Genomic DNA, 20,766 nt, shown 5'->3' with positions numbered 1-20,766 from the left:
TGTATACTTAGCCCTACTCTTATAGGTATTTACTCATAATGTACATTTCTCCCAAGCAATCACGCTAGCCAATACACAACCTTTAAAAATTAGTATGGGAGAAGATGCCCAAGCATTGGATGAAGTTGTTGTAACAGCATTGGGTATCAAACGTGCCACCAAAGCATTAAGTTATAATGTTCAGGAGGTAAAAGGTGATGAAATCACTACTGTCAAGGATGCCAATTTCATGAATTCATTGGCGGGAAAAGTAGCCGGTGTACAAATTAGTAGCGGTGCAACTGGAGCCGGTGGTGCTGCACGTGTGGTAATGCGTGGTATGAAATCTCTGACTAAAGATAACAATGCCCTATATGTTATTGATGGCGTGCCCATTTTTAATACAGGAAAAAGTGGTGGTGAAGGATTGTATGGAGATATGGGAGGTTCAGATGCCGTAGCAGACTTAAATCCGGACGATATTGCCAGTATCAGTATGATGACTGGCCCCTCTGCTGCTGCATTGTATGGTTCTGCCGCTGCCAATGGTGTAGTTTTGATCACTACTAAAAAAGGACAGACAGAGAAGACAACAGTAACTGTATCTAATAGCACCACCTTCTCTAAAGCATATATTATGCCTGAAATGCAAAACCGTTACGGCACAAGTTCCGGTTTATTCAGTTGGGGAGAATCGACTAATCGCCGATATGATCCATCCAACTTTTTCGAAACTGGTTCAAATGTTATCAATTCAGTAGCTTTGTCTACAGGAAACTCTAAAAACCAAACCTACCTCTCCGCTTCCACGACCAATTCAGGAGGAATTCTTCCTAATAATTCATATAACAGGTATAACTTCACAGCACGCAATACAACCAATTTTTTGAATGATAAGCTGACTCTGGATATTGGCGCACAGTATATCGTTCAAAACAATAAAAATATGGTTTCTCAAGGACAATATTACAATCCGCTTCCTGCATTGTATCTATTCCCTCGTGGAGACAATTTTGACGAAGTCCGTTTGTATGAGCGTTATAATACCAACTATGGCTATATGGAGCAATACTGGCCCTATGGAGACGCCAGTTTGTCATTACAAAATCCATATTGGATACAAAAACGAATTAACCGCACCTCAAACAAAAAGCGTTACATGCTGAATGCCTCTTTAAAATGGCAGGCTACAGATTGGCTTAATGTTGTCGGCCGTGTAAATCTGGACAATTCAGACTACCGGAATAAAAATGAAAAATCAGCTTCTACATTGACTACGTTTTGCGGTGTAAGTGGTGGTTTTGAAGATGCGATGCGTCAGGAGCGTTCTTTATATGCCGACTTCCTCGCTAATATAGATAAAACATTCGGTGATTTTCATCTGACAGCCAATCTGGGAGGTTCTATTTATCACACCTCTATGGATCAGTTGTATATTGCAGGTGACCTGGTCATTCCTAATTTCTTCCAAATAAATAATATTAATTTTGCAGCCAACTATAAACCGGATCCTACCGGATATAAAGATGAGATTCAAAGTATCTTTGCCAGTGCGGAACTAAGTTGGAAAAGTCAGTTATATTTAACCGTAACAGGACGTAACGACTGGGATTCTAAACTTGCATTCTCAAAACAAAAATCTTTCTTCTACCCATCAGTAGGTTTATCTGCTCTGCTATCGGAAATGGTTATGCTACCGGAATTGATTACTTATGCTAAAGTACGTGGATCATATACAGTAGTGGCGTCTTCCTTCGATCGCTTCCTGACTAATCCGGGATATGAATATAACAGTCAGACACACAACTGGGCAAACCCGACTGTTTATCCGATGGACAATATGAAACCTGAAAAAACGAAATCATGGGAAATCGGTTTGAACTTGAAATTCTGGGATAACCGCTTCAGTCTGGACGCAACCTACTATCGTTCCAATACCCTGAACCAAACATTCAAGGTAGATATCCCCTCCTCTTCCGGTTACAAACAAGCCATTGTACAAGCAGGTAATGTACAAAATCAAGGTATTGAACTGGCTTTAGGATTTAGTGATAAATGGGCAGGATTCGGATGGTCTTCTAATGCGACATTCACTTTAAACCGCAACAAAGTAAAAAGACTGGCAAGTGGAAGCGTCAACCCGGTTACCGGCGAAGCTATCCAGATGAATGAGATGAATGTAGGTTGGTTAGGAAAAGAAAATGTAGCGCCCCGTGTTATTCTGACAGAAGGCGGCTCAATGACCGATATCTATGTATACAACGCATTGACCAAAGATAACAATGGTAATATCAAAGTTGACCAGAACGGCAATTTAGGCATTACTTCATCAAATACCCCAGTGAAAGTCGGTGACCTGGATGCAGATTTCAACTTAGGTTGGATTAACCATTTTACTTATAAAGGTCTTGATTTGGGAGTTGTACTATCTGCACGCGTAGGCGGATTAGCTTATTCAGCCACTCAAGGTATTTTAGATTATTACGGAGTATCTGAAATATCTGCCAATGTTCGTGATAATGGTGGTGTACCTATCAATAATGGCAAGGTGGACGCGCAGAAATATTATCAGGCTATCGGTACAGGAGAAGGTGGATACGGTCGCTATTACTTATATAGTGCAACCAATGTCCGCTTGCAGGAATTAAGTTTAAACTATACCCTTCCTAAAAGATGGTTCAATAATGTGGCAAATGTCACACTAGGTGTTGTAGGACGCAACCTATGGATGATTTACTGCAAAGCTCCATTTGATCCGGAACTGTCAGCTTCTACTTCCAGTAACTATTATATGAACGTAGACTACTTCATGCAACCCAGTTTGCGTAACTTCGGTTTTAATGTGAAAATTCAATTCTAAAAGAAAAACTAATGTTATGAGAAAATATCTAAGAAATATCACAATCGGTGCTACACTGTTGTTGCTGGCAGGAAGTTGTACCGATAAATTTGAAGAATATAATACGAATCAATATCAGATTCATGACGCAGATCCTGCCACTCTTATGAAATCTATGATTGAAACAATCGTCAATATTCAGCAAAATGACTCCCAGATGCAAGATCAGATGGTGGGACAGTTGGGAGGCTACCTTTGTGTATCCAATACATGGAGTGGTACTAACTTCGGAACATTCAATCAGAGTGATGCCTGGAATGCCAATCCATGGAATACGCCGTTCGAGAAGATATATGGAAACTTCTTCCAGATACAGGAAGCGACGAATTCCACGGGACACTATTATGCTTTTGTCTGCATGATACGTGCCATAACGATGCTGCGTATTACTGACTGTTACGGGCCGATGCCATACAGCCAAGTAAAAAAAGGTAATTTCTATGTTTCCTATGATAGTCAGAAACAAGTTTATACCAACATATTAAGCGACTTGGCCAATGCAGCTGACATTCTATATAATTATAATGTAGAAACAAATGGAAACACACCATTGGGAAACAACGATCCTGTTTTCGATGGAAATTATGCAAGTTGGGCTAAATTGGCAAACTCCATGCGTCTACGCGTTGCGATGCGAATTAGTGGAGTATGGCCTGAAATAGCACAGCCGGCAGCGGAAGCCGCAGTTACACATAAAGCCGGATTAATTGAAAGCAACTCGGATAATGCCATGCTTTCCTGTGGTTCACAAAGCAACCCATACCAATTGGCTGCCGTAAGCTGGGGAGATTTACGTGTAAATGCAAACATTGTAGACTATATGACTGCATATAACGACCCGCGTATGGTGAAATACTTCAACAAATCAACTCTAACCGGAATGACAGACAAATATGTTGGTATGCGTACCGGAGATGCAGATTTTAAAAAAGCGGATGCGGCAGGCTATTCTATACCTGCATATACTGCAACTTCCAAGTTAATGGTCTTTTGTGCAGCAGAAACTGCATTCTTACGTGCTGAAGGTAAATTACGCAATTGGAAGATGGGGGATAAAACAGCCAAGGCATACTATGAAGAAGGTATTAGTCTTTCTATGGAACAATATCAAGTCTCAGGTGATGAATTCATGAAAATAGTTGATGCTCCTACCGTAACACATCCAAGTGACGCTGTACAGAAGGCTGCAGCCACCATCAGTAACACAGTTGGTGTCAAATGGAATGATAGCGAATCGGACAATATAGATGGAAAGAATTTCCAACGTATCATCACTCAAAAATGGATTGCCAATTATCCGTTAGGTATGGAAGCATGGGCTGAATATCGTCGTACAGGATATCCGGAACTTTACCCTTGCATTGACAATCTGTCTGATTGTGGTGTGAGCAGCCAACGGGGCATGCGTCGTTTGAGTTTTCCTTATACAGAAGCTCAGAACAATAAAGCCAATTATGACCAGGGAGTCATAGAGCTTGAAGGGACAGATAATGAAGCCACTGATTTAAAATGGGCGAAAAAGAACTAATTTATATAATGCATAAAAAAGGACTTTTATGAAGAAAATTTATTTACTATACATTGCACTCGTATCACTTGCCACCACATCTTTGATTGGTTGTAGTGATTGGACAGATGCTGAAGCCAAAGTTTTTCCGGAATCGATCGTCTCGGATGAATATTATGCGGCTCTACGTGCTTATAAGCAGACAGATCATCAAGTAGCTTTCGGTTGGTTTGGCGGTTGGAGCGGCGAAGGGGCTTTTATGAAAAGCTCCCTGGCCAGTATACCTGATAGTGTAGATATTATTTCTATTTGGGATAATGGAACCAACCTTTCTGAAGCTCAACGCAAAGATATGTCTTTCTGTCAACAAAAAAAAGGAACCAAAATTATATACTGTTCAATTATTGGTTCTGTAGGAGATAAACTGACTCCACAGAATATACTTGATAATTGGAAAGAAATGGGATATGATAGTAAGAAAGAAGCCATTAATGCGTTTTGGGGATATCCGTCAGACGAAAGTGACAAACAAGCAGTAGAAGCTTCAATCCGTAAATATGCTGGGGCCATTATGGATACTTTAAATCTATATGGTTATGATGGATTTGATATTGACTATGAACCGGTAGCCGGTCCGTATAAAGGAAATATAGTAGATACAGATGAAAATCTATTTTTCTTTATTGACGAATTGGGTAAGTATTTGGGACCAAAATCCGGTACAGGAAGATTATTAGTAATTGATGGTGAACCTCAAAGAATCACCACCAAGCCTGAAATTGGAACTTACTTTAATTATTTCATTATTCAAGCTTATAAACCCGGTAGCGATTCAAACCTGGACAAACGACTTATTGATGGTAAGGTTTGGGGACCGGGATTGGTAGAAACTTTCGGTGGAGTGATGAGTGAAGAAGAAATCACAAGAAGAACAATAATGACCGAGAATTTTGAAGCGACAGATGCCGCTATGGATGGTGGTTATCCCTATACCGACCGTTATAATAACAGTATGAAATCATTGGAAGGTATGGCGCGCTGGCAACCGAGAAACGGCTTTCGCAAAGGTGGTGTGGGAACTTATCACATGGAAGCAGAATTCGGTACCTCACCAGAATATAAGAATATGCGCCGTGCTATTCAAATCATGAATCCGTCATCACATCCACTACTCAAAAAATAATATAAACTTATGAAACGTATAAATTATATAAGAACTTTATGCTTATCTGCGGTTATTGCGGGGTTAGGAAGCATAATAGGTTGCGGAGAAGCGAAATACGATACATTAGATACACATGCCTATATAGAAGAAGCACTGTCGAGTACAAGTCAAAAAGTGACAGTGCAGGCTACCGGAGAAAGTTTTACTTCTCTGAATGTGCATCTTAGTAACCTGTCTTCCACCGATAATCATTATAAATTAGTCACAGACCAGGCTGTACTCGATGCTTATAACCATATAAACGGAACCGGATATATTATGTTACCCGAGGGTTATTATACATTGCCGGAAAATATTACAGTGAAAGCAGGGCAATACGCCACTGATGCACTCTCTATCGCTTTGAAGGCTTTCAGTCAGGAAATGATGAAATCAGGAGAGTCATATGCCCTTCCTGTAAAGCTGGTATTACAGGATGGAAGTATCCCGGCTATGGAGAATACAGGAACTTTTGTTATTCTGGCAGAAAGTATCATCGAATTTTCAGCTCCTATGTTTGTCGGCGCCGCTAATCTTAAAGCTGATAAATTCACAGAATCACCCGAAACTTATGCGCAATATACAGTAGAGGTTCGCTTCCAGGTGAGCAATACAGCCAATCGTGACCGTGCCGTATTTAAGAATGGAGGAGATGATGCAAACTTTATCCTCTTACGTTTTGAAGACCCTCAAAGCGATAATGCAGATTATAAAGCACATTCATTAGTTCAGATTGTAGGACGCAACCGTCTTTATTTGAATCCAAGTAATTCTTTCAAACCAAATGAGTGGCAACATTTAGCATTAGTTTGCGATGGTTCTAGCTACCGCCTTTATATAAATGGTGTTGATTCAGGTGTATTGAGTATTCCGACAGGTGCGACAACATTCTCTAATGTGAATTGGTTCTGCCTGGGAGATGATTCTTACAGCAGATGGGGAAATTGCAAAATTTTGATGAGCGAAGCACGTATTTGGTCTGTAAGCCGCAGTGCTTCCCAAATTCAGAATAACATGACTCAAGTTAGCCCGAAATCTGTAGGACTGGAAGCTTATTGGCGGTTCAATGAAGGACAAGGTAATGTATTCGAGGATGCGACCGGCAAAGGACACACCTTAACTACTTCAGCCACCCCTACCTGGATTGACGGAATTTTATCTACGGATAAAGCCACTGAATGGAAATAGTAAAAATTTAATTATACACTTATATGAAAAAAGCATTTCGATTACTAACAATAGCAGGTCTTATAGGCCTGCTTATACCCTCTTTCTCATCATGTACGGATGACGAAGATCCAATTAGCGAATGGAACATGAGTTATGTTTCCTTATTACCAGCTGATTATTTAAAACCAACCCCATCGTTTTCCTTGAAACACGTTGAAGAAGAAGGTATTGAAGGTTCTGTCGAGTATCAGTTCATGGTTACTGTCCACAAAGCATCCAATCAGGATATAAAAGTAAATCTTGCGGCCATATGCGATGGCATTTCGGAAGAAAACATTGATCTGACCACAAAAACAGCAGTGATAAAAGCCGGTTCTACGAATTCAGAAATGATTACTGTAAGCATCAATAATTGGGATGATTTATCATCTGTAAAAGAAGCTGCCGATTATACACTGAACATTAAGATTAATGGTATAGAAGCATCGCCGGAGGTAATTCCTTCGGATTTCCGTCAGGAGATCTCCATTAAAATATCTAAAGGTGCAGAAAGGAAAAAGCAGGAAGTACTATTAACTGATCCTAAGAAATGGATGTTCACTTTTATGGAAGGAGTTGAAAACGCAAGTTCTAATAGTGTAGCAGGAACAGGAAGTGCAGATGTGGCAATCAATAATACCCCTCTTTGGCTTACGGTTGACTTTATTGAGAAGAAAACACTTACCGGTATCCAAACCAGACATTGGGCTTCCAGTTATGCCCCTACAAAAATAGAGTTATTTACTTCAGAAGATAATACTAAGTGGACTTCAATAGGAGAGTTTACAACTTCTGGTCAAACACAGACCATCAAATTTGAAGAGCGCATTAAAACACGTTATCTGAAATATCAGATGATAACTATTCCCCCTCGTGTAGATATAACTAAATTCAATGTTTATTCTTGGGAATAAAAATGAATTGGCAACATTAAAAAAGGCTGGCTAAAGAATTTTAGCCAGCCTTTTTTAAAACTCATATTTATTCTCTCTTATTTCTTCTTCATCAACCGAACCATCCGTCCATCTTTCTTATAATTGAAATGATTGGTATGCATCAAAACGTTCAGAATTTCGTTCGGAGTACTATCTGTAGAGAACTCACCAGTAAAACGTTCCGTCTTCAAAGCATCATCCTCATAGACAAATTTAATATCATACAACTTTTCCATGACATTCGTGATCTCCAATAAAGAATGTTGTTTGAATACCAGTTTACCATTAATCCACAAAAGAACATCCGTAGGTTGGTTATATTCAATCAATTCAGCCTGATAAGTATCCGTATTCACATTTAACGTTTGTCCCGGTTTCAGCAAATAACCATTATCCTCTGTCCGTGGAGAATCCACCCGAACCAAACCTTGAAGCAATGTAGTCACTACCCTATTCTCTTCTTCACGTGCACGTACATTAAATTTAGTACCCAGCACACATGTCTTGATTTGCTTGCTGTTTACTATAAATGGAGCGCGCTTGTTATGAGCCACTTCGAAATAGGCTTCACCCGACAAGTCAACCTGACGGTCTGAGCTCCAGAAAGAGTTATGATAAACCAATTTTGAAGACGCATTCAGCCATACCTTACTACCATCCGGGAGCACCGTCTGTGCCCTTTGTCCTGCCACAGTCAGCACTTCATAATCCGAAAGTTTATTGGATAGTAATCCCCAGGTAACTCCGCCCGCAAAAACAAGTCCGGCAAGGAAAGCAGCGGCCACAGTACTATAACGTCCCCAACGGATTGACATATTCTTCCGTTTGGCCTTCTTTTCTTTCTCCCGGATAGCCGACTTAAATTTATCTAATGACGCCTCTGTATCTACAGCATTCATCATCGCTACCCGGTCACCTACGAAAAGAGTGTAGTAAAGCTGTTCCAGAATTTTCCGGTTCTCCGGTGTCTCCTTGCACCAGGCTTCCACCTGTCCAGCTTCCTCATCCTTACATTCACCTCGTAGATAACTCAACAAGATTATTTCATCCATGTCTATTCAATCTTTTTACAATAAAAAATATAATACCTTTGTAGTAATACAGTTGGCAGTACAAATATACTAAACTCAAAAAGAAAAAAACATTTTTCTCCCCTTTTTATTTCTTTTCTCTACTTCTTTCATTATTTTTGTCTTACAAATTAAAAAGAGAATGTCACAATCTCCAATATTTCTAGATATTAACAATAATAAATCTGTCATCAACGCTCTGAAAGCAGGCGAAGAAAAAGTTTTTGACGCAGTCTACCGTCATTACTTTCGTCGATTGTGTGCATTCTGCTCACAGTATGTTGGTGAACAGGAGGAAATTGAAGAGATTGTACAGGAAACGATGATGTGGTTATGGGAGAACCGTTCCAGCCTCATGCCGGAGCTAACGCTGAAAACCCTTCTCTTTACGATAGTCAAAAACAAGGCGCTCAATCGTCTTTCCCATTTCGAAATCAAACGGAAAGTACATCAGGAAATCGTGGAGAAATACGAAGGTGAATTTAATAATCCTGATTTTTATTTGGAAAATGAACTTCTACGATTATATGAAGAAGCACTGAATCAACTCCCTAAAGAATACCGCGAAGCGTATGAAATGAACCGCAATCAACGGTTAACTCACAAGGAGATAGCCGAAAGGCTCAAAGTTTCTCCACAAACCATCAATTACCGGATCGGACAGGCTTTGAAGCTACTGCGAGTAGCGTTAAAAGACTATCTACCCTTATTCTTACTTTATTTCGGAACTGATTTTATGAAAAGGTTCTATTAATCCTGATATAACACAGTATGAGCGAACTCCTTGTTTATAAAGCCTCTGCAGGTTCGGGAAAAACATTTACCCTGGCTGTAGAATATATTAAGTTACTCATTCTTAATCCGTATGCCTATCGGCAAATTCTTGCTGTGACCTTCACGAACAAGGCTACGGCAGAGATGAAAGAACGCATTCTCAGCCAGCTTTATGGTATTCAGACAGGTGACAAAGATTCTGAAGCCTACCTCAACCGCATCAAGGAAGAGACAGACAAGACGGAACAAGAGATACGTGAAGCAGCCGGTATTGCTCTCGGCTATATGCTGCATGACTATAGCCGTTTCCGGGTAGAAACAATCGACTCATTCTTCCAATCCGTCATGCGTAATCTGGCACGTGAACTAGAGCTTAGTCCGAACCTGAATATAGAATTGAATAATACCGAAGTGCTTAGCGACGCAGTAGACAGTATGATCGAAAAGCTTGGTCCTACTTCTCCGGTTCTTGCATGGTTATTAGACTATATCAACGAACGGATTGCTGACGATAAGCGTTGGAACGTTTCGGATGAAGTCAAGAGTTTCGGACGCAATATCTTCGATGAAGGTTATATAGAGAAAGGAGAAAGACTTCGGGAACGGTTGCGCAATCTGGACACCATCAAGGAATACCGTAAGCACCTGAAAGCCCTGGAAACAGAGATTCTGGAACAGATGAAAGGTTTCTACGACCAATTCGAAGGCGAACTGGACGGGCACGCATTAACTGCCGACGACCTGAAAGGCGGTTCACGCGGAATCGGCAGTTACTTTCGCAAACTCAACAATGGAGTTTTAGGTAACGACATACGTAATGCCACAGTAGAAAAATGCCTGGAAGATGCCAAGAATTGGGCAGCAAAGACTTCCTCCCGTTATGCGGACATCATTAACTTAGCATCTTCCACTCTCATACAAATCCTGGAAGATGCCGAAAAGCTACGCTCCAAAAATAATCTGTTGCTTAATAGTTGCCGACTATCCCTGCAACATCTCAATAAGGTGCAGCTTCTCGCCAATATCGACGAAGAAGTACGCCAGTTGAACCACGATAATAACCGTTTCTTGTTGTCAGATACCAATGCCCTACTCCACCAATTAGTGAAAGACGGCGATTCCTCTTTTGTATTCGAAAAGATAGGAACGAATATCCGCAATGTCATGATAGACGAGTTTCAGGATACCAGCCGGATGCAATGGGGAAACTTCAAGCTACTTTTATTGGAAGGGCTCTCCCAGGGGGCAAACAGCCTGATTGTCGGAGACGTTAAGCAATCCATCTACCGTTGGAGAAATGGCGACTGGGGAATTCTTAATGGCCTGAACGACCATATCGAGCATTTCCCGATTCGTGTCAAAACATTGGCAACCAACCGAAGAAGTGAAACCAATATCATCCGATTCAACAATCATATCTTTACGGCTGCTGCCGACTATCTGAACGGAGTCTATAAAGCTCAACTCGACAAAGATTGCGAAGACTTGCAAAAAGCCTATGCGGACGTAGCACAGGAATCCCCCCGAAACGTGGAAAAAGGATATGTAAAAGTTTCTTTTCTCGAACCTGACGAAGAGCATGACTATATCGAGCAGACACTAATCAGTTTAGGAGCAGAAGTACAGCATCTGCTTTCCAACGGTGTACGACCGAATGATATAGCCATTCTGGTGCGAAAAAACAAAAGCATTCCCCGCATCGCCGATTACTTCGACAAAGAAGTACATTGCAAAATAGTATCGGACGAAGCTTTCCGTCTTGATGCTTCCCTGGCTATCTGTATGATGCTGGACGCCTTGCGCTATCTCTCAGACGAAAACAACAAGATAGCCCGTGCCCAACTGGCAGTAGCCTATCAGAATGAAGTCTTACAGAAAGGTCTGGATTGGAATACTCTCCTACTCCTTCCCGCCGAAGACTATCTTCCTGCCGCATTCCTTGAAAGGATAAAAGAACTGAAACTAATGCCACTCTATGAATTACTGGAGGAACTTTTCAGCATCTTCGAAATGAAACGCATCAAAGAACAGGATGCTTATTTATTCGCCTTTTTCGATGCAGTCACAGATTACCTGCAAAAGAACTCATCCGAACTTGACGGATTTATCCGTTATTGGGACGAAACATTATGCAGCAAAACGATCCCAAGCGGAGAAGTAGAAGGTATCCGAATCTTCTCCATACACAAATCCAAAGGATTGGAATTCCATACCGTACTCCTTCCTTTCTGTGATTGGAAACTAGAGAACGAAACGAATAACCAACTGGTATGGTGTGCCCCGCAGGCAGCACCGTTCAATGCTTTGGACATTCTTCCTATCAACTACTCCACGCAGATGGCGGAATCTATATACGGGAACGACTATCTGCATGAACGACTGCAACTTTGGGTAGACAATTTGAATTTGCTATACGTAGCTTTTACCCGTGCAGGAAAGAACCTTATCATATGGAGCCGAAAAGCTCAAAAAGGAACAATGTCCGAACTATTGGCAAACACTCTCCCTGTTGTAGCCCTTAAAGAAGGAATAGCTTGGGAAGAAGACTGCTATGAGCAAGGGGAACTTTGTCCTTCGGAAGAAGAAAAAGCAAAGACTTCCACCAACAAACTCACTCAAAAGCCAGAGAAGTTGCCTGTTCAGATGGAATCCATGCGTCACGATATAGAGTTCCGTCAGTCCAATCGTTCGGCTGATTTTATACAGGGAATCGAAGAAGAAGAATCCGAAGACCGCTTTATCAATCGCGGGCGTATGTTGCACACCGTATTCTCCGCCATCGAAACGGCAGAAGATATAGACCCGGCTATCGAACGACTTATCTTTGAAGGAGTTATCAGGAATGAGGAAAAAGAAAAAGTGGCACGCGAAGTAGCACAAAAAGCCTTCTCTTCTCCCGAAATACAAGACTGGTATTCGGGGAAGTGGACTTTATTTAATGAGTGTGCCATTATCTATAAGGAGAAAGGGAAACTACAAACTCGTCGTCCGGATCGTGTAATGATGAAAGACGGGCAAGTCGTTGTAGTCGATTTTAAGTTTGGTAAAGCAAATCCGAAATACAACAAGCAGGTGAAAGGATATATGCAATTGCTCACAAAAATGGGATATAAGAATATAACCGGTTATCTGTGGTATGTGGATGAAGAAAGAATAGAGAAAGTATGAAAACAGCACCACTCATCGGAATAGCCCGCCATAGACTGACTATCGACGGTGAAGGAGTCACTACCTTAGTGGCCTTTCATGGCTGTCCGTTGCGCTGTAAATATTGCCTCAATCCTACTTCATTAAGCCCGGATGGAGTTTGGAAAAGCTATGATTGCTCCGAACTCTATGAAGAAGTTCGTCAAGATGAGCTATACTTTTTGGCCAGTTGCGGAGGAGTTACTTTCGGCGGTGGTGAACCATTGTTACAGACAGATTTTATCCGGCAATTCCGCCAACTTTGCGGTTCGGAATGGAGAATAACCGTAGAGACGTCCCTTAATGTTCCACTACAAAATATAGAAGAACTGATTACTGTTGTAGATAATTATATAGTTGACATCAAAGACATGAATACTACTACCTATCAACAATATACCGGAAAGAACAATGAGAACGTCCTTCGTAATCTACATTATTTAATTGAGAAGGATAAAGCAGGGCAAATCATTGTACGCACGCCGCTTATCCCCTCTTACAATACGGATGAAGATATTGACCATAGCATAGAACTTCTGAAAGAAATGGGAATCAACCAATTCGATCGGTTTACTTATAAAACTCCTAAAAACGATTAGCCATGAAACGAGGAAAACAGACCTGTAGAATACTAAAAGATATTCGTCGGCAAATAGCCGAAGCAAATGATATTGAGTTCATTACTTCCGAGTGCCAATATCAGGGAGATTGTCTGGGTACTTGCCCTAAGTGTGAATCAGAGGTTCGTTATTTGGAACAACAACTGGAACGAAAAAGAATGGCAGGGAAAGCTATCACAATATTAGGCATATCTGCAGGATTAGCTACCATGACTTCTATGACTTCCTGTTCCAGTTTTGCCAATAAAGGAGCGAATGATAAAGAACAAAGTGAGCAGGTTTTATTGGGGGATATTATACCTATCTCAGAAGAAGATACAATAGTGGCATCCATTGAAGACGTACCATCTCCCCCGGAAACAAAAATGAAACCTGAAATTTACGAAGTAGGAGAAATTGCTGGTGACATTGCTATTCCCGATTCAGTCTACTCTACTCCAGGATATATTCAACCCGATATATCCAATCCCCCATCTGAGAACGATACATTGCAAATAGTCGACGTTATGCCCGAATTTCCCGGAGGACAACAAGCATTAATACAATATCTCCAAAAAGAAATAAAATATCCTGTAGTATCTCAAGGAGAAATGGGACCACAGGGACGCGTCATTATCCAATTTGTCGTTGATAAAGAAGGCAATGTTGTCAACCCAAAAGTTGTACGTAGTGTAGACCCTCATTTAGATAAAGAAGCATTACGTATCATTCATCAGATGCCCAAATGGAAACCGGGAGAGCTGGAAGACGGGACAAAAGTCGCCGTCTATTATACTATCCCCGTCTCATTTCGACTCCAATAAATATTTGAATTAGAAAAACGTTTTAATCCATATGCAAACATTTCTCCAACTAGTCGCTCACGATTTATATTCCAAGATAGGAAACGATCTCTCTCGTACAGTACTCGTTTTCCCAAACAAACGTGCCAATCTATTCTTTAATGAATACTTGGCAGGAGAATCCGACCAACCCATTTGGTCTCCTGCTGCTATGAGTATCAGTGACCTGTTTCAGAAACTGTCTGCACAAAAAAGCGGTGACCCGATTCGCTTGGTTTGCGAGCTTTACAAAGTATTCAAGGAAGAGACGGAAAGCCAGGAGACACTGGATGATTTCTACTTTTGGGGAGAGTTGTTAATCAGCGACTTTGACGATGTAGACAAAAACATGGTGGATGCAGACAAATTATTCAGTAATCTGCAAGACTTGAAAAACCTGATGGATGACTATGATTTCCTTGACAGTGAACAGGAAGAAGCCATTCAGCAATTCTTTCAGAACTTCTCCATTGAACGGCGTACCGAGCTCAAAGAGAAATTCATCTCCCTTTGGGATAAATTAGGTACAATTTATCATCGTTACCGGGAAAACCTGGCAGAACTAGGTATCGCCTACGAAGGTATGCTCTACCGGAATGTCATTGAAGCACTGGATACCAACCAGCTTAAATACGACAAATATATATTTGTCGGTTTCAATGTGCTGAACAAAGTCGAAAAAGAATTCTTCGAGAAACTGCAAGAAGCAAATAAAGCCATGTTCTATTGGGATTATGACCTATTCTATACCCGGCAAATCAGGAAGCACGAAGCCGGAGAATTTCTCAAACGTAACCTTAGAGACTTCCCGAACGAACTTCCTGAAATCTATTTTGATTCTTTCAAAGCACCTAAAAAAATACGCTATATCTCCGCTTCCACCGAGAATGCACAAGCACGTTTTCTCCCCGAATGGGTGAAAGGCATTGCAAATGACCAATCACAAATCGCAGAAGAAAAAGAAAAGGAAAATGCCGTAGTGCTCTGTAATGAAGCACTATTACTACCCGTACTCCATTCCATTCCGCAAGAAGTGAAGAATGTCAACATCACTATGGGATTCCCATTGGCACAGACTCCCGTCTACAGCTTTATCAACGCAGCGATGGAGTTGCAAACCAATGGCTATCGCACTGATACAGGCCGATTCACCTACGAAGCTGTATCAGCCATATTGAAGCATCCCTATACCCAACAGCTATCAATTCATGCCGATTCGCTGGAAGATGAACTGACAAAGACAAACCGTTTCTATCCGCTCCCATCGGAACTAAAGCAGGATGATTTCTTAGCCAACCTCTTTACTCCCCGCAGCGGTATTAAAGATTTGTGCGATTACCTTGTCGGGCTAATTAAAGACATCTCAACCATATACCGTAAAGAAGGAGAATACAATGATATTTTCAACCAACTTTATAGAGAATCCCTATTCCAAAGCCATCTTAAAATCAACCGTCTTTATAGCCTGATTGAAAGTGGAGAGTTAAGCGTGCGCACCGATACATTGAAAAGGCTGATTAGCAAAGTGCTGACTTCTTCCAATATTCCCTTCCATGGCGAACCCGCCATCGGAATGCAAGTAATGGGAGTACTGGAAACACGTAACCTCGACTTCCGCAACTTGGTAATGTTATCTCTCAACGAAGGACAACTGCCTAAATCCGGCGGGGAATCCTCATTCATTCCATACAATCTCCGGAAAGCCTTCGGAATGACAACTATTGAGCACAAGAACGCGGTGTACGCCTATTACTTCTACCGACTGATACAACGGGCAGAAAATATCACTTTGCTCTACAACACCTCTTCGGATGGGCTGAACCGTGGAGAAGAATCCCGCTTTATGCTACAATTATTAGTAGAGGGCCCCCATGAAATCACTCGTGAATATCTGGAAGCCGGGCAATCTCCCCAAAGCACTCAAGAGATACAAATAGAAAAGACGCCGGAAGTATTAAGACGCCTATACCGTGCTTACGGCAATAGCAATCCTAAACCCGTAATTCTATCTCCTTCCGCCCTTAACGCCTACCTCGATTGTCGATTGAGATTTTACTACCGATATGTAGCGGGACTGAAGGCACCGGATGAAGTAAGTGCGGAAATAGACTCCGCCTTGTTTGGAACAATCTTCCACCTCTCTGCCCAACTGGCATATACTGATCTGACAGCCAACAGGAAAATGATACAGAAGGAAGACTTGGAACGTTTATTGCGTGATGAAGTGAAACTGCAAAGCTATGTTGACCGGGCATTCAAGCAAGAGTTATTCAAAGTGGCTCCCGAAGAAAAGCCCGAATACAATGGCGTACAACTCATTAACTCCAAAGTTATTGTTTCCTATCTGAAACAGTTATTGCGTAATGACCTTCAATATACCCCTTTCGAAATGGTCGCCATGGAAGAAGAAGTATCGGAAGAAATAACTATCCAAACCGGACAAGGTCCGTTTACTCTTCGTTTAGGAGGAACGATAGACCGCATGGATGCCAAGGAAGGCACCCTGCGAATCGTTGACTACAAAACCGGTGGAAGCCCTAAAACGCCCGCCAACATAGAGCAACTGTTTACCCCGTCGGAGACACGTCCGAATTACATCTTCCAGACATTTCTATATGCAGCCATCATGAGCCGGAAACAGTCGCTAATGGTAGCTCCCGCCCTGCTTTATATTCACCGCGCAGCATCCGAGAGCTATTCGCCTGTCGTTGAAATGGGAGAACCCCGCAAGCCCAAAATGCCTGTGAATAACTTCGCCTTCTTTGAAGATGAGTTCCGCGAACGCTTGCAAGCACTATTAGAGGAAATTTTCGATGAGAAAGAAGCATTTACGCAGACAGAAGATCTAAAGAAGTGTTCGTACTGTGACTTCAAAGCTATTTGTAAACGATGATTGCCACCACAGATTACACGGATTCACACCGATTAAAATTCACGAACTGATTAAAACTCACAATTTGAGTTTTTGCAGCAACTATTCTTCTATCAGGATGATAATAAAAAAGCACGATTTGCATATCCATGCAAACCGTGCCTTATTCTTTTTTTTATCAGTATAATCTGTGGTAAACTTATCTTTCCAGCAATGGAACTGAGAAGCTGAATGTAGAACCCTCTCCCTTCTTCGAAGTAAACCAGAGTTTACCGCCATTCTTAACAACAAAGTCCTGACACAGCAACAGTCCGAGTCCCGAACCTTCCTCGTTGTTCGTACCGAAAGTACTGAAATGAGTATCCGTATGCAGCAACTTCTTCTGATTTTCTTCGTCGATACCGCAACCGCTGTCTTTCACGCTTACGATAGCCATACCGTCTTCCTCAGTCAGTGATACCACAACTTCCGCACCTTCGTTGCTGAACTTGATAGCATTACTGATCAAGTTACGGATCACCGTCTTAATCATGTCAATATCAGCACGTACAGCTACGTCCGTCACTGGCACATCCTGTACGATCTTTATGTTTTTCAGGCTGGCTACCATTGTGAAGATTTCACTCACTCCTTCTACGACCTCTACCATATTAATATCCTGATAAACCACCTTCAGCTTACCAATCTGGCTCTTCGTCCATTTCAGCAAGTTATCAAGCAATGAGAATACATCTTCAGTCGTTTGGTTAGCCATCGTCAGCAGTTCATACATCTCTTCGCCTATTGTTTCGCTCGGAAGATTCAGAATCAGCATATTCAGTACCATCTTGATAGAACCCATCGGCGAACGTAAGTCATGCGCAATCACAGAATATAGTTTGTCACGTCCCATGATCGTCTTACGCAGCTCTTCCGTTTGTGCCACGATAATCCGCTTCGCCGCAACCAATGAAATCTGGTGCGTCACACGAATAATCAGTTCTTCTTTATTGAATGGCTTTGATATAAAGTCATTTCCACCCACCTGAAATCCTTTCACGATATCCGCGGTGCTATTAAGTGCAGTAAGGAAAATAATAGGAATTTCAGCCATTTCCGAATCAGCCTTCATTTGCTGTGCCACTTCGAAGCCACTGATATCGGGCATCATGACGTCCAGTAATACGAGATCCGGTTTTTCCTTCTTTACCTGTTCCAATGCTTGTGTGCCATTGCCGGCAGTCACAATATTGAATTTCTCATTGGTCAAAAGTACCTTCAGCAAAAGCACGTTTGAGATCACATCGTCCACAATGAGTACTTTATATTCAGAAGGATTAATTTCCATATTCATAATAATCGCGTTATAATAATTGTTTACACATTAAACTTTCTTGAAAAACTCGATCATTCGCTTCAATCCATCCTCCAGTTCGATGGTAGGCTCCCAATCAAGTTTTTCTTTTGCCAGTGTTATATCCGGCTGGCGTTGTTTCGGATCGTCATCCGGCAAAGACTTAAATACAATTTTCGAAGACGAACCGGTCATGCTGATTATCCTTTGCGCCAAATCAAGAACCGGGAACTCATTCGGATTACCGAGATTCACAGGCCCTGTGAAATCATCTTCCGTATCCATCATTCGTATCATCCCTTCAATTAAATCATCAATATACTGGAAACTACGTGTTTGTTTTCCATCCCCATATATGGTTATATCTTCATCATTCAATGCTTGCAGAATAAAATTGGAAACCACTCGTCCGTCATTCGGCAACATACGCGGTCCATACGTATTAAAAATACGGATTATCTTCACGCGAACATCGTTCTGACGGTGATAATCCATAAACAAAGTTTCTGCGCAGCGCTTTCCTTCGTCATAACAAGAGCGATAGCCTACCGGATTTACATTTCCCCAATAACTTTCCGGTTGCGGGTGTACAATAGGATCACCATACACTTCACTCGTAGAAGCCTGTAATATCTTGGCATTCAGCCTCATAGCCAATCCCAACATATTGATAGCCCCCATTACGGATGTTTTGGCTGTCTGAATCGGGTCATGCTGATAATGTATAGGAGATGCAGGACAAGCCAGATTATATATTTCATCTACTTCAGCAGAATAAGGATAAGTGACATCGTGCCGCACCACCTCAAAATGATGATTATTCATTAAATGAGCAATATTATCTTTCGAGCCCGTAAAAAAATTATCAAGGCATATTACTTCATGACCGTCGTCTATAAGCCGTGTACAGAGATGTGAGCCAATAAATCCGGCTCCCCCACTTACCAATATTCTTTTCATTATGCGTTTTTTCTATTGTTTACTAGAGAGACCCTATCTCCCTGTTTTGTTTATGGTCACAAATGTAACCGATTTGCTTTATATATACAATTTTCAGAAAGGATATTTTCCAAAAAAGAAGAATTAAATAGTTTCATATTCTGAAACAACTTGCCTCTGACAAATGTTTATAATAGAAAAGTATTATTTATTCGAACTATTATGATAACAAATAATCCAAATGCAAACCTTATAGAAGCGATGAAGGAAAAGCTTCCACTCAAAGGACAACTGGCAGATATGTTAATGGATACACTATACATAGGAAAAGAAGCCGTATATAGAAGATTGCGCGGCGAGGTACCCTTCACCTTGCAGGAATCAGCCCTTGTATCAAGAAAACTGGGCATATCACTCGACCAAATTGTAGGAATCAGTTTTAAATCCAACGCGATGTTCAATATAAACATTGTAGATTATGATGATCCGTTCGAGAGTTACTATGAAATCCTGGATAAATATGTTACGTTAGTCAACTCCATGCAGGACGATCCGAATTCAGCCATGGGAACTTCCTCTAACATTATTCCCCAGACACTTTATATGAAGCATGAACTTCTGGCTAAATTCCGCTTATTCAAATGGATGTACCAGAATAAGAACATCGACTGCAAGAGTTTTGAAGAACTGGAGATGCCCGCCAAACTGGTCAACATCCAAAAAGACTATGTAGGAATGACACGTCATATCCACTCCATAGACTATATTTGGGACAGTATGATTTTCCAGCATCTCATCAATGATATCCAATATTTCTCCAGCATCCATCTTATTTCGGATGAAACGAAAGAAGAAATCAGAAAAGAGTTATTCTTATTGGCGGATGAGTTGGAAGAACTGGCTATTAGTGGTAAGACGAAAGAAGGGAACCAGGTACGCATCTATGTGTCCCACATTAACTTTGAGGCTACATACAGTTATGTAGAAACCAATAATCTGCGACTTAGCCTGATACGTGTCTATTCCATAAACTCGCTTACGACGATGGATAATGAGATTTTCCACAGTCTGAAAGAGTGGATTCAGTCGCTAAAAAAGTTTTCTACTTTAATCTCGGAAAGTGGCGAAATGCAGCGTATCCAATTCTTCAAGCAACAGCGAGAAATTATAGATACTCTTTAATTTTATTTTCGTATTACAGAACTGAAAAAAAATCGCAGTTACAATAAATGAAAGTAGATAAGATTCTTATCTACTTTTTTTCATTCCTTGTTCCCATCTCACCACCTTGATTCCCAATCAGAAAAACGGCTCTACACTCATCTCTGTTTTACCACACAAATCTTTCAAGCACAAGACGTAATTTTGCATAGAATGTATCACAGAGATTATTAACATTAAAATTAAAGGAACAGACA

14 protein-coding genes are annotated in these 20,766 nt (G+C 41.1%); 11 read left to right on the top strand and 3 right to left on the bottom strand.

The window, feature by feature from the left end; all coding sequences use genetic code 11:
- The first annotated feature begins 58 nt into the window (after window positions 1-58).
- The 5 genes from HC965_RS13870 to HC965_RS13850 are packed head-to-tail and all read left to right on the top strand — an operon-like array spanning window position 59 to window position 7,712.
- Complete coding sequence (locus tag HC965_RS13870) at window positions 59-2,839, top strand: SusC/RagA family TonB-linked outer membrane protein (RefSeq protein WP_191032024.1); 2,781 nt, start codon at window positions 59-61, stop codon at window positions 2,837-2,839.
- A gap of 16 nt (window positions 2,840-2,855) precedes the next feature.
- Window positions 2,856-4,406, top strand: a complete 1,551-nt coding sequence (locus tag HC965_RS13865) for a SusD/RagB family nutrient-binding outer membrane lipoprotein (RefSeq protein WP_191032007.1) — start codon at window positions 2,856-2,858, stop codon at window positions 4,404-4,406.
- A gap of 28 nt (window positions 4,407-4,434) precedes the next feature.
- Window positions 4,435-5,568 (top strand): glycoside hydrolase family 18, encoded by a 1,134-nt coding sequence (locus HC965_RS13860; protein WP_191032006.1) that lies wholly within the window; start codon window positions 4,435-4,437, stop codon window positions 5,566-5,568.
- Between the two features lie 9 nt (window positions 5,569-5,577).
- A complete protein-coding gene (locus HC965_RS13855) occupies window positions 5,578-6,777 on the top strand; it encodes a DUF1735 and LamG domain-containing protein (protein WP_191032005.1) in 1,200 nt (399 codons plus the stop codon).
- 23 nt (window positions 6,778-6,800) lie between these two features.
- On the top strand, window positions 6,801-7,712 hold the full coding sequence (locus tag HC965_RS13850) for a DUF4999 domain-containing protein (protein ID WP_191032004.1): 912 nt from the start codon (window positions 6,801-6,803) through the stop codon (window positions 7,710-7,712).
- A gap of 77 nt (window positions 7,713-7,789) precedes the next feature.
- Here the strand turns inward: HC965_RS13850 and HC965_RS13845 are convergent, their stop codons facing one another.
- Complete coding sequence (locus HC965_RS13845) at window positions 7,790-8,785, bottom strand: FecR family protein (RefSeq protein WP_191032003.1); 996 nt, start codon at window positions 8,783-8,785, stop codon at window positions 7,790-7,792.
- A gap of 160 nt (window positions 8,786-8,945) precedes the next feature.
- Here HC965_RS13845 and HC965_RS13840 point away from each other — a divergent pair, with 160 nt between their 5' ends.
- Genes HC965_RS13840 through HC965_RS13820 form a run of 5 tightly spaced genes read left to right on the top strand, consistent with a single transcriptional unit; the run spans window position 8,946 to window position 17,097 of the window.
- On the top strand, window positions 8,946-9,557 hold the full coding sequence (locus HC965_RS13840; RefSeq protein WP_191032002.1) for an RNA polymerase sigma-70 factor: 612 nt from the start codon (window positions 8,946-8,948) through the stop codon (window positions 9,555-9,557).
- 17 nt (window positions 9,558-9,574) lie between these two features.
- Window positions 9,575-12,745, top strand: coding sequence for an exodeoxyribonuclease V subunit beta (locus HC965_RS13835; RefSeq protein WP_191032001.1), 3,171 nt, complete (start codon window positions 9,575-9,577; stop codon window positions 12,743-12,745).
- The gene (locus HC965_RS13830; protein WP_191032000.1) at window positions 12,742-13,362 is read left to right on the top strand and encodes a radical SAM protein; all 621 of its coding nucleotides are present in this window, start codon (window positions 12,742-12,744) and stop codon (window positions 13,360-13,362) included. Before HC965_RS13835 ends, HC965_RS13830 begins: the two co-directional genes overlap by 4 nt.
- Window positions 13,363-13,364: 2 nt before the next feature.
- Entirely contained in the window at window positions 13,365-14,186 is an 822-nt protein-coding gene (locus HC965_RS13825; RefSeq protein ID WP_191031999.1) for an energy transducer TonB, read from the top strand.
- A gap of 31 nt (window positions 14,187-14,217) precedes the next feature.
- A complete protein-coding gene (locus HC965_RS13820) occupies window positions 14,218-17,097 on the top strand; it encodes a PD-(D/E)XK nuclease family protein (RefSeq protein WP_191031998.1) in 2,880 nt (959 codons plus the stop codon).
- A 178-nt stretch (window positions 17,098-17,275) separates the two neighbouring features.
- On the opposite strand, the gene HC965_RS13815 is transcribed toward HC965_RS13820, so the two are convergent.
- Window positions 17,276-18,409, bottom strand: coding sequence for a hybrid sensor histidine kinase/response regulator (locus tag HC965_RS13815; protein ID WP_191031997.1), 1,134 nt, complete (start codon window positions 18,407-18,409; stop codon window positions 17,276-17,278).
- 30 nt (window positions 18,410-18,439) lie between these two features.
- Window positions 18,440-19,369, bottom strand: coding sequence for a UDP-glucuronic acid decarboxylase family protein (locus HC965_RS13810; RefSeq protein ID WP_191031996.1), 930 nt, complete (start codon window positions 19,367-19,369; stop codon window positions 18,440-18,442).
- Between the two features lie 201 nt (window positions 19,370-19,570).
- On the opposite strand from HC965_RS13810, the gene HC965_RS13805 reads away from it, so the two are divergent.
- Entirely contained in the window at window positions 19,571-20,530 is a 960-nt protein-coding gene (locus HC965_RS13805) for a hypothetical protein (RefSeq protein ID WP_191031995.1), read from the top strand.
- Window positions 20,531-20,766 lie beyond the last annotated feature (236 nt).

The organism is Bacteroides sp. GM023 (assembly GCF_014750685.1).
In the GTDB taxonomy this organism is placed as follows: Bacteria; Bacteroidota; Bacteroidia; order Bacteroidales; family Bacteroidaceae; genus Bacteroides.
This window is presented reverse-complemented; position numbering and strand designations above follow the sequence as displayed.

What these genes read in the sequence shown, in the direction of transcription:
- HC965_RS13835 (WP_191032001.1), top strand. Translation starts at nt 9,575, where the DNA reads ATGAGCGAACTCCTTGTTTATAAAGCCTCTGCAGGTTCGGGAAAAACA.
- HC965_RS13820 (WP_191031998.1), top strand. Translation starts at nt 14,218, where the DNA reads ATGCAAACATTTCTCCAACTAGTCGCTCACGATTTATATTCCAAGATA.
- HC965_RS13860 (WP_191032006.1), top strand. Translation starts at nt 4,435, where the DNA reads ATGAAGAAAATTTATTTACTATACATTGCACTCGTATCACTTGCCACC.
- HC965_RS13840 (WP_191032002.1), top strand. Translation starts at nt 8,946, where the DNA reads ATGTCACAATCTCCAATATTTCTAGATATTAACAATAATAAATCTGTC.
- HC965_RS13845 (WP_191032003.1), bottom strand. Translation starts at nt 8,785, where the DNA reads ATGGATGAAATAATCTTGTTGAGTTATCTACGAGGTGAATGTAAGGAT.
- HC965_RS13855 (WP_191032005.1), top strand. Translation starts at nt 5,578, where the DNA reads ATGAAACGTATAAATTATATAAGAACTTTATGCTTATCTGCGGTTATT.
- HC965_RS13865 (WP_191032007.1), top strand. Translation starts at nt 2,856, where the DNA reads ATGAGAAAATATCTAAGAAATATCACAATCGGTGCTACACTGTTGTTG.
- HC965_RS13830 (WP_191032000.1), top strand. Translation starts at nt 12,742, where the DNA reads ATGAAAACAGCACCACTCATCGGAATAGCCCGCCATAGACTGACTATC.
- HC965_RS13810 (WP_191031996.1), bottom strand. Translation starts at nt 19,369, where the DNA reads ATGAAAAGAATATTGGTAAGTGGGGGAGCCGGATTTATTGGCTCACAT.
- HC965_RS13825 (WP_191031999.1), top strand. Translation starts at nt 13,365, where the DNA reads ATGAAACGAGGAAAACAGACCTGTAGAATACTAAAAGATATTCGTCGG.
- HC965_RS13805 (WP_191031995.1), top strand. Translation starts at nt 19,571, where the DNA reads ATGATAACAAATAATCCAAATGCAAACCTTATAGAAGCGATGAAGGAA.
- HC965_RS13815 (WP_191031997.1), bottom strand. Translation starts at nt 18,409, where the DNA reads ATGAATATGGAAATTAATCCTTCTGAATATAAAGTACTCATTGTGGAC.
- HC965_RS13850 (WP_191032004.1), top strand. Translation starts at nt 6,801, where the DNA reads ATGAAAAAAGCATTTCGATTACTAACAATAGCAGGTCTTATAGGCCTG.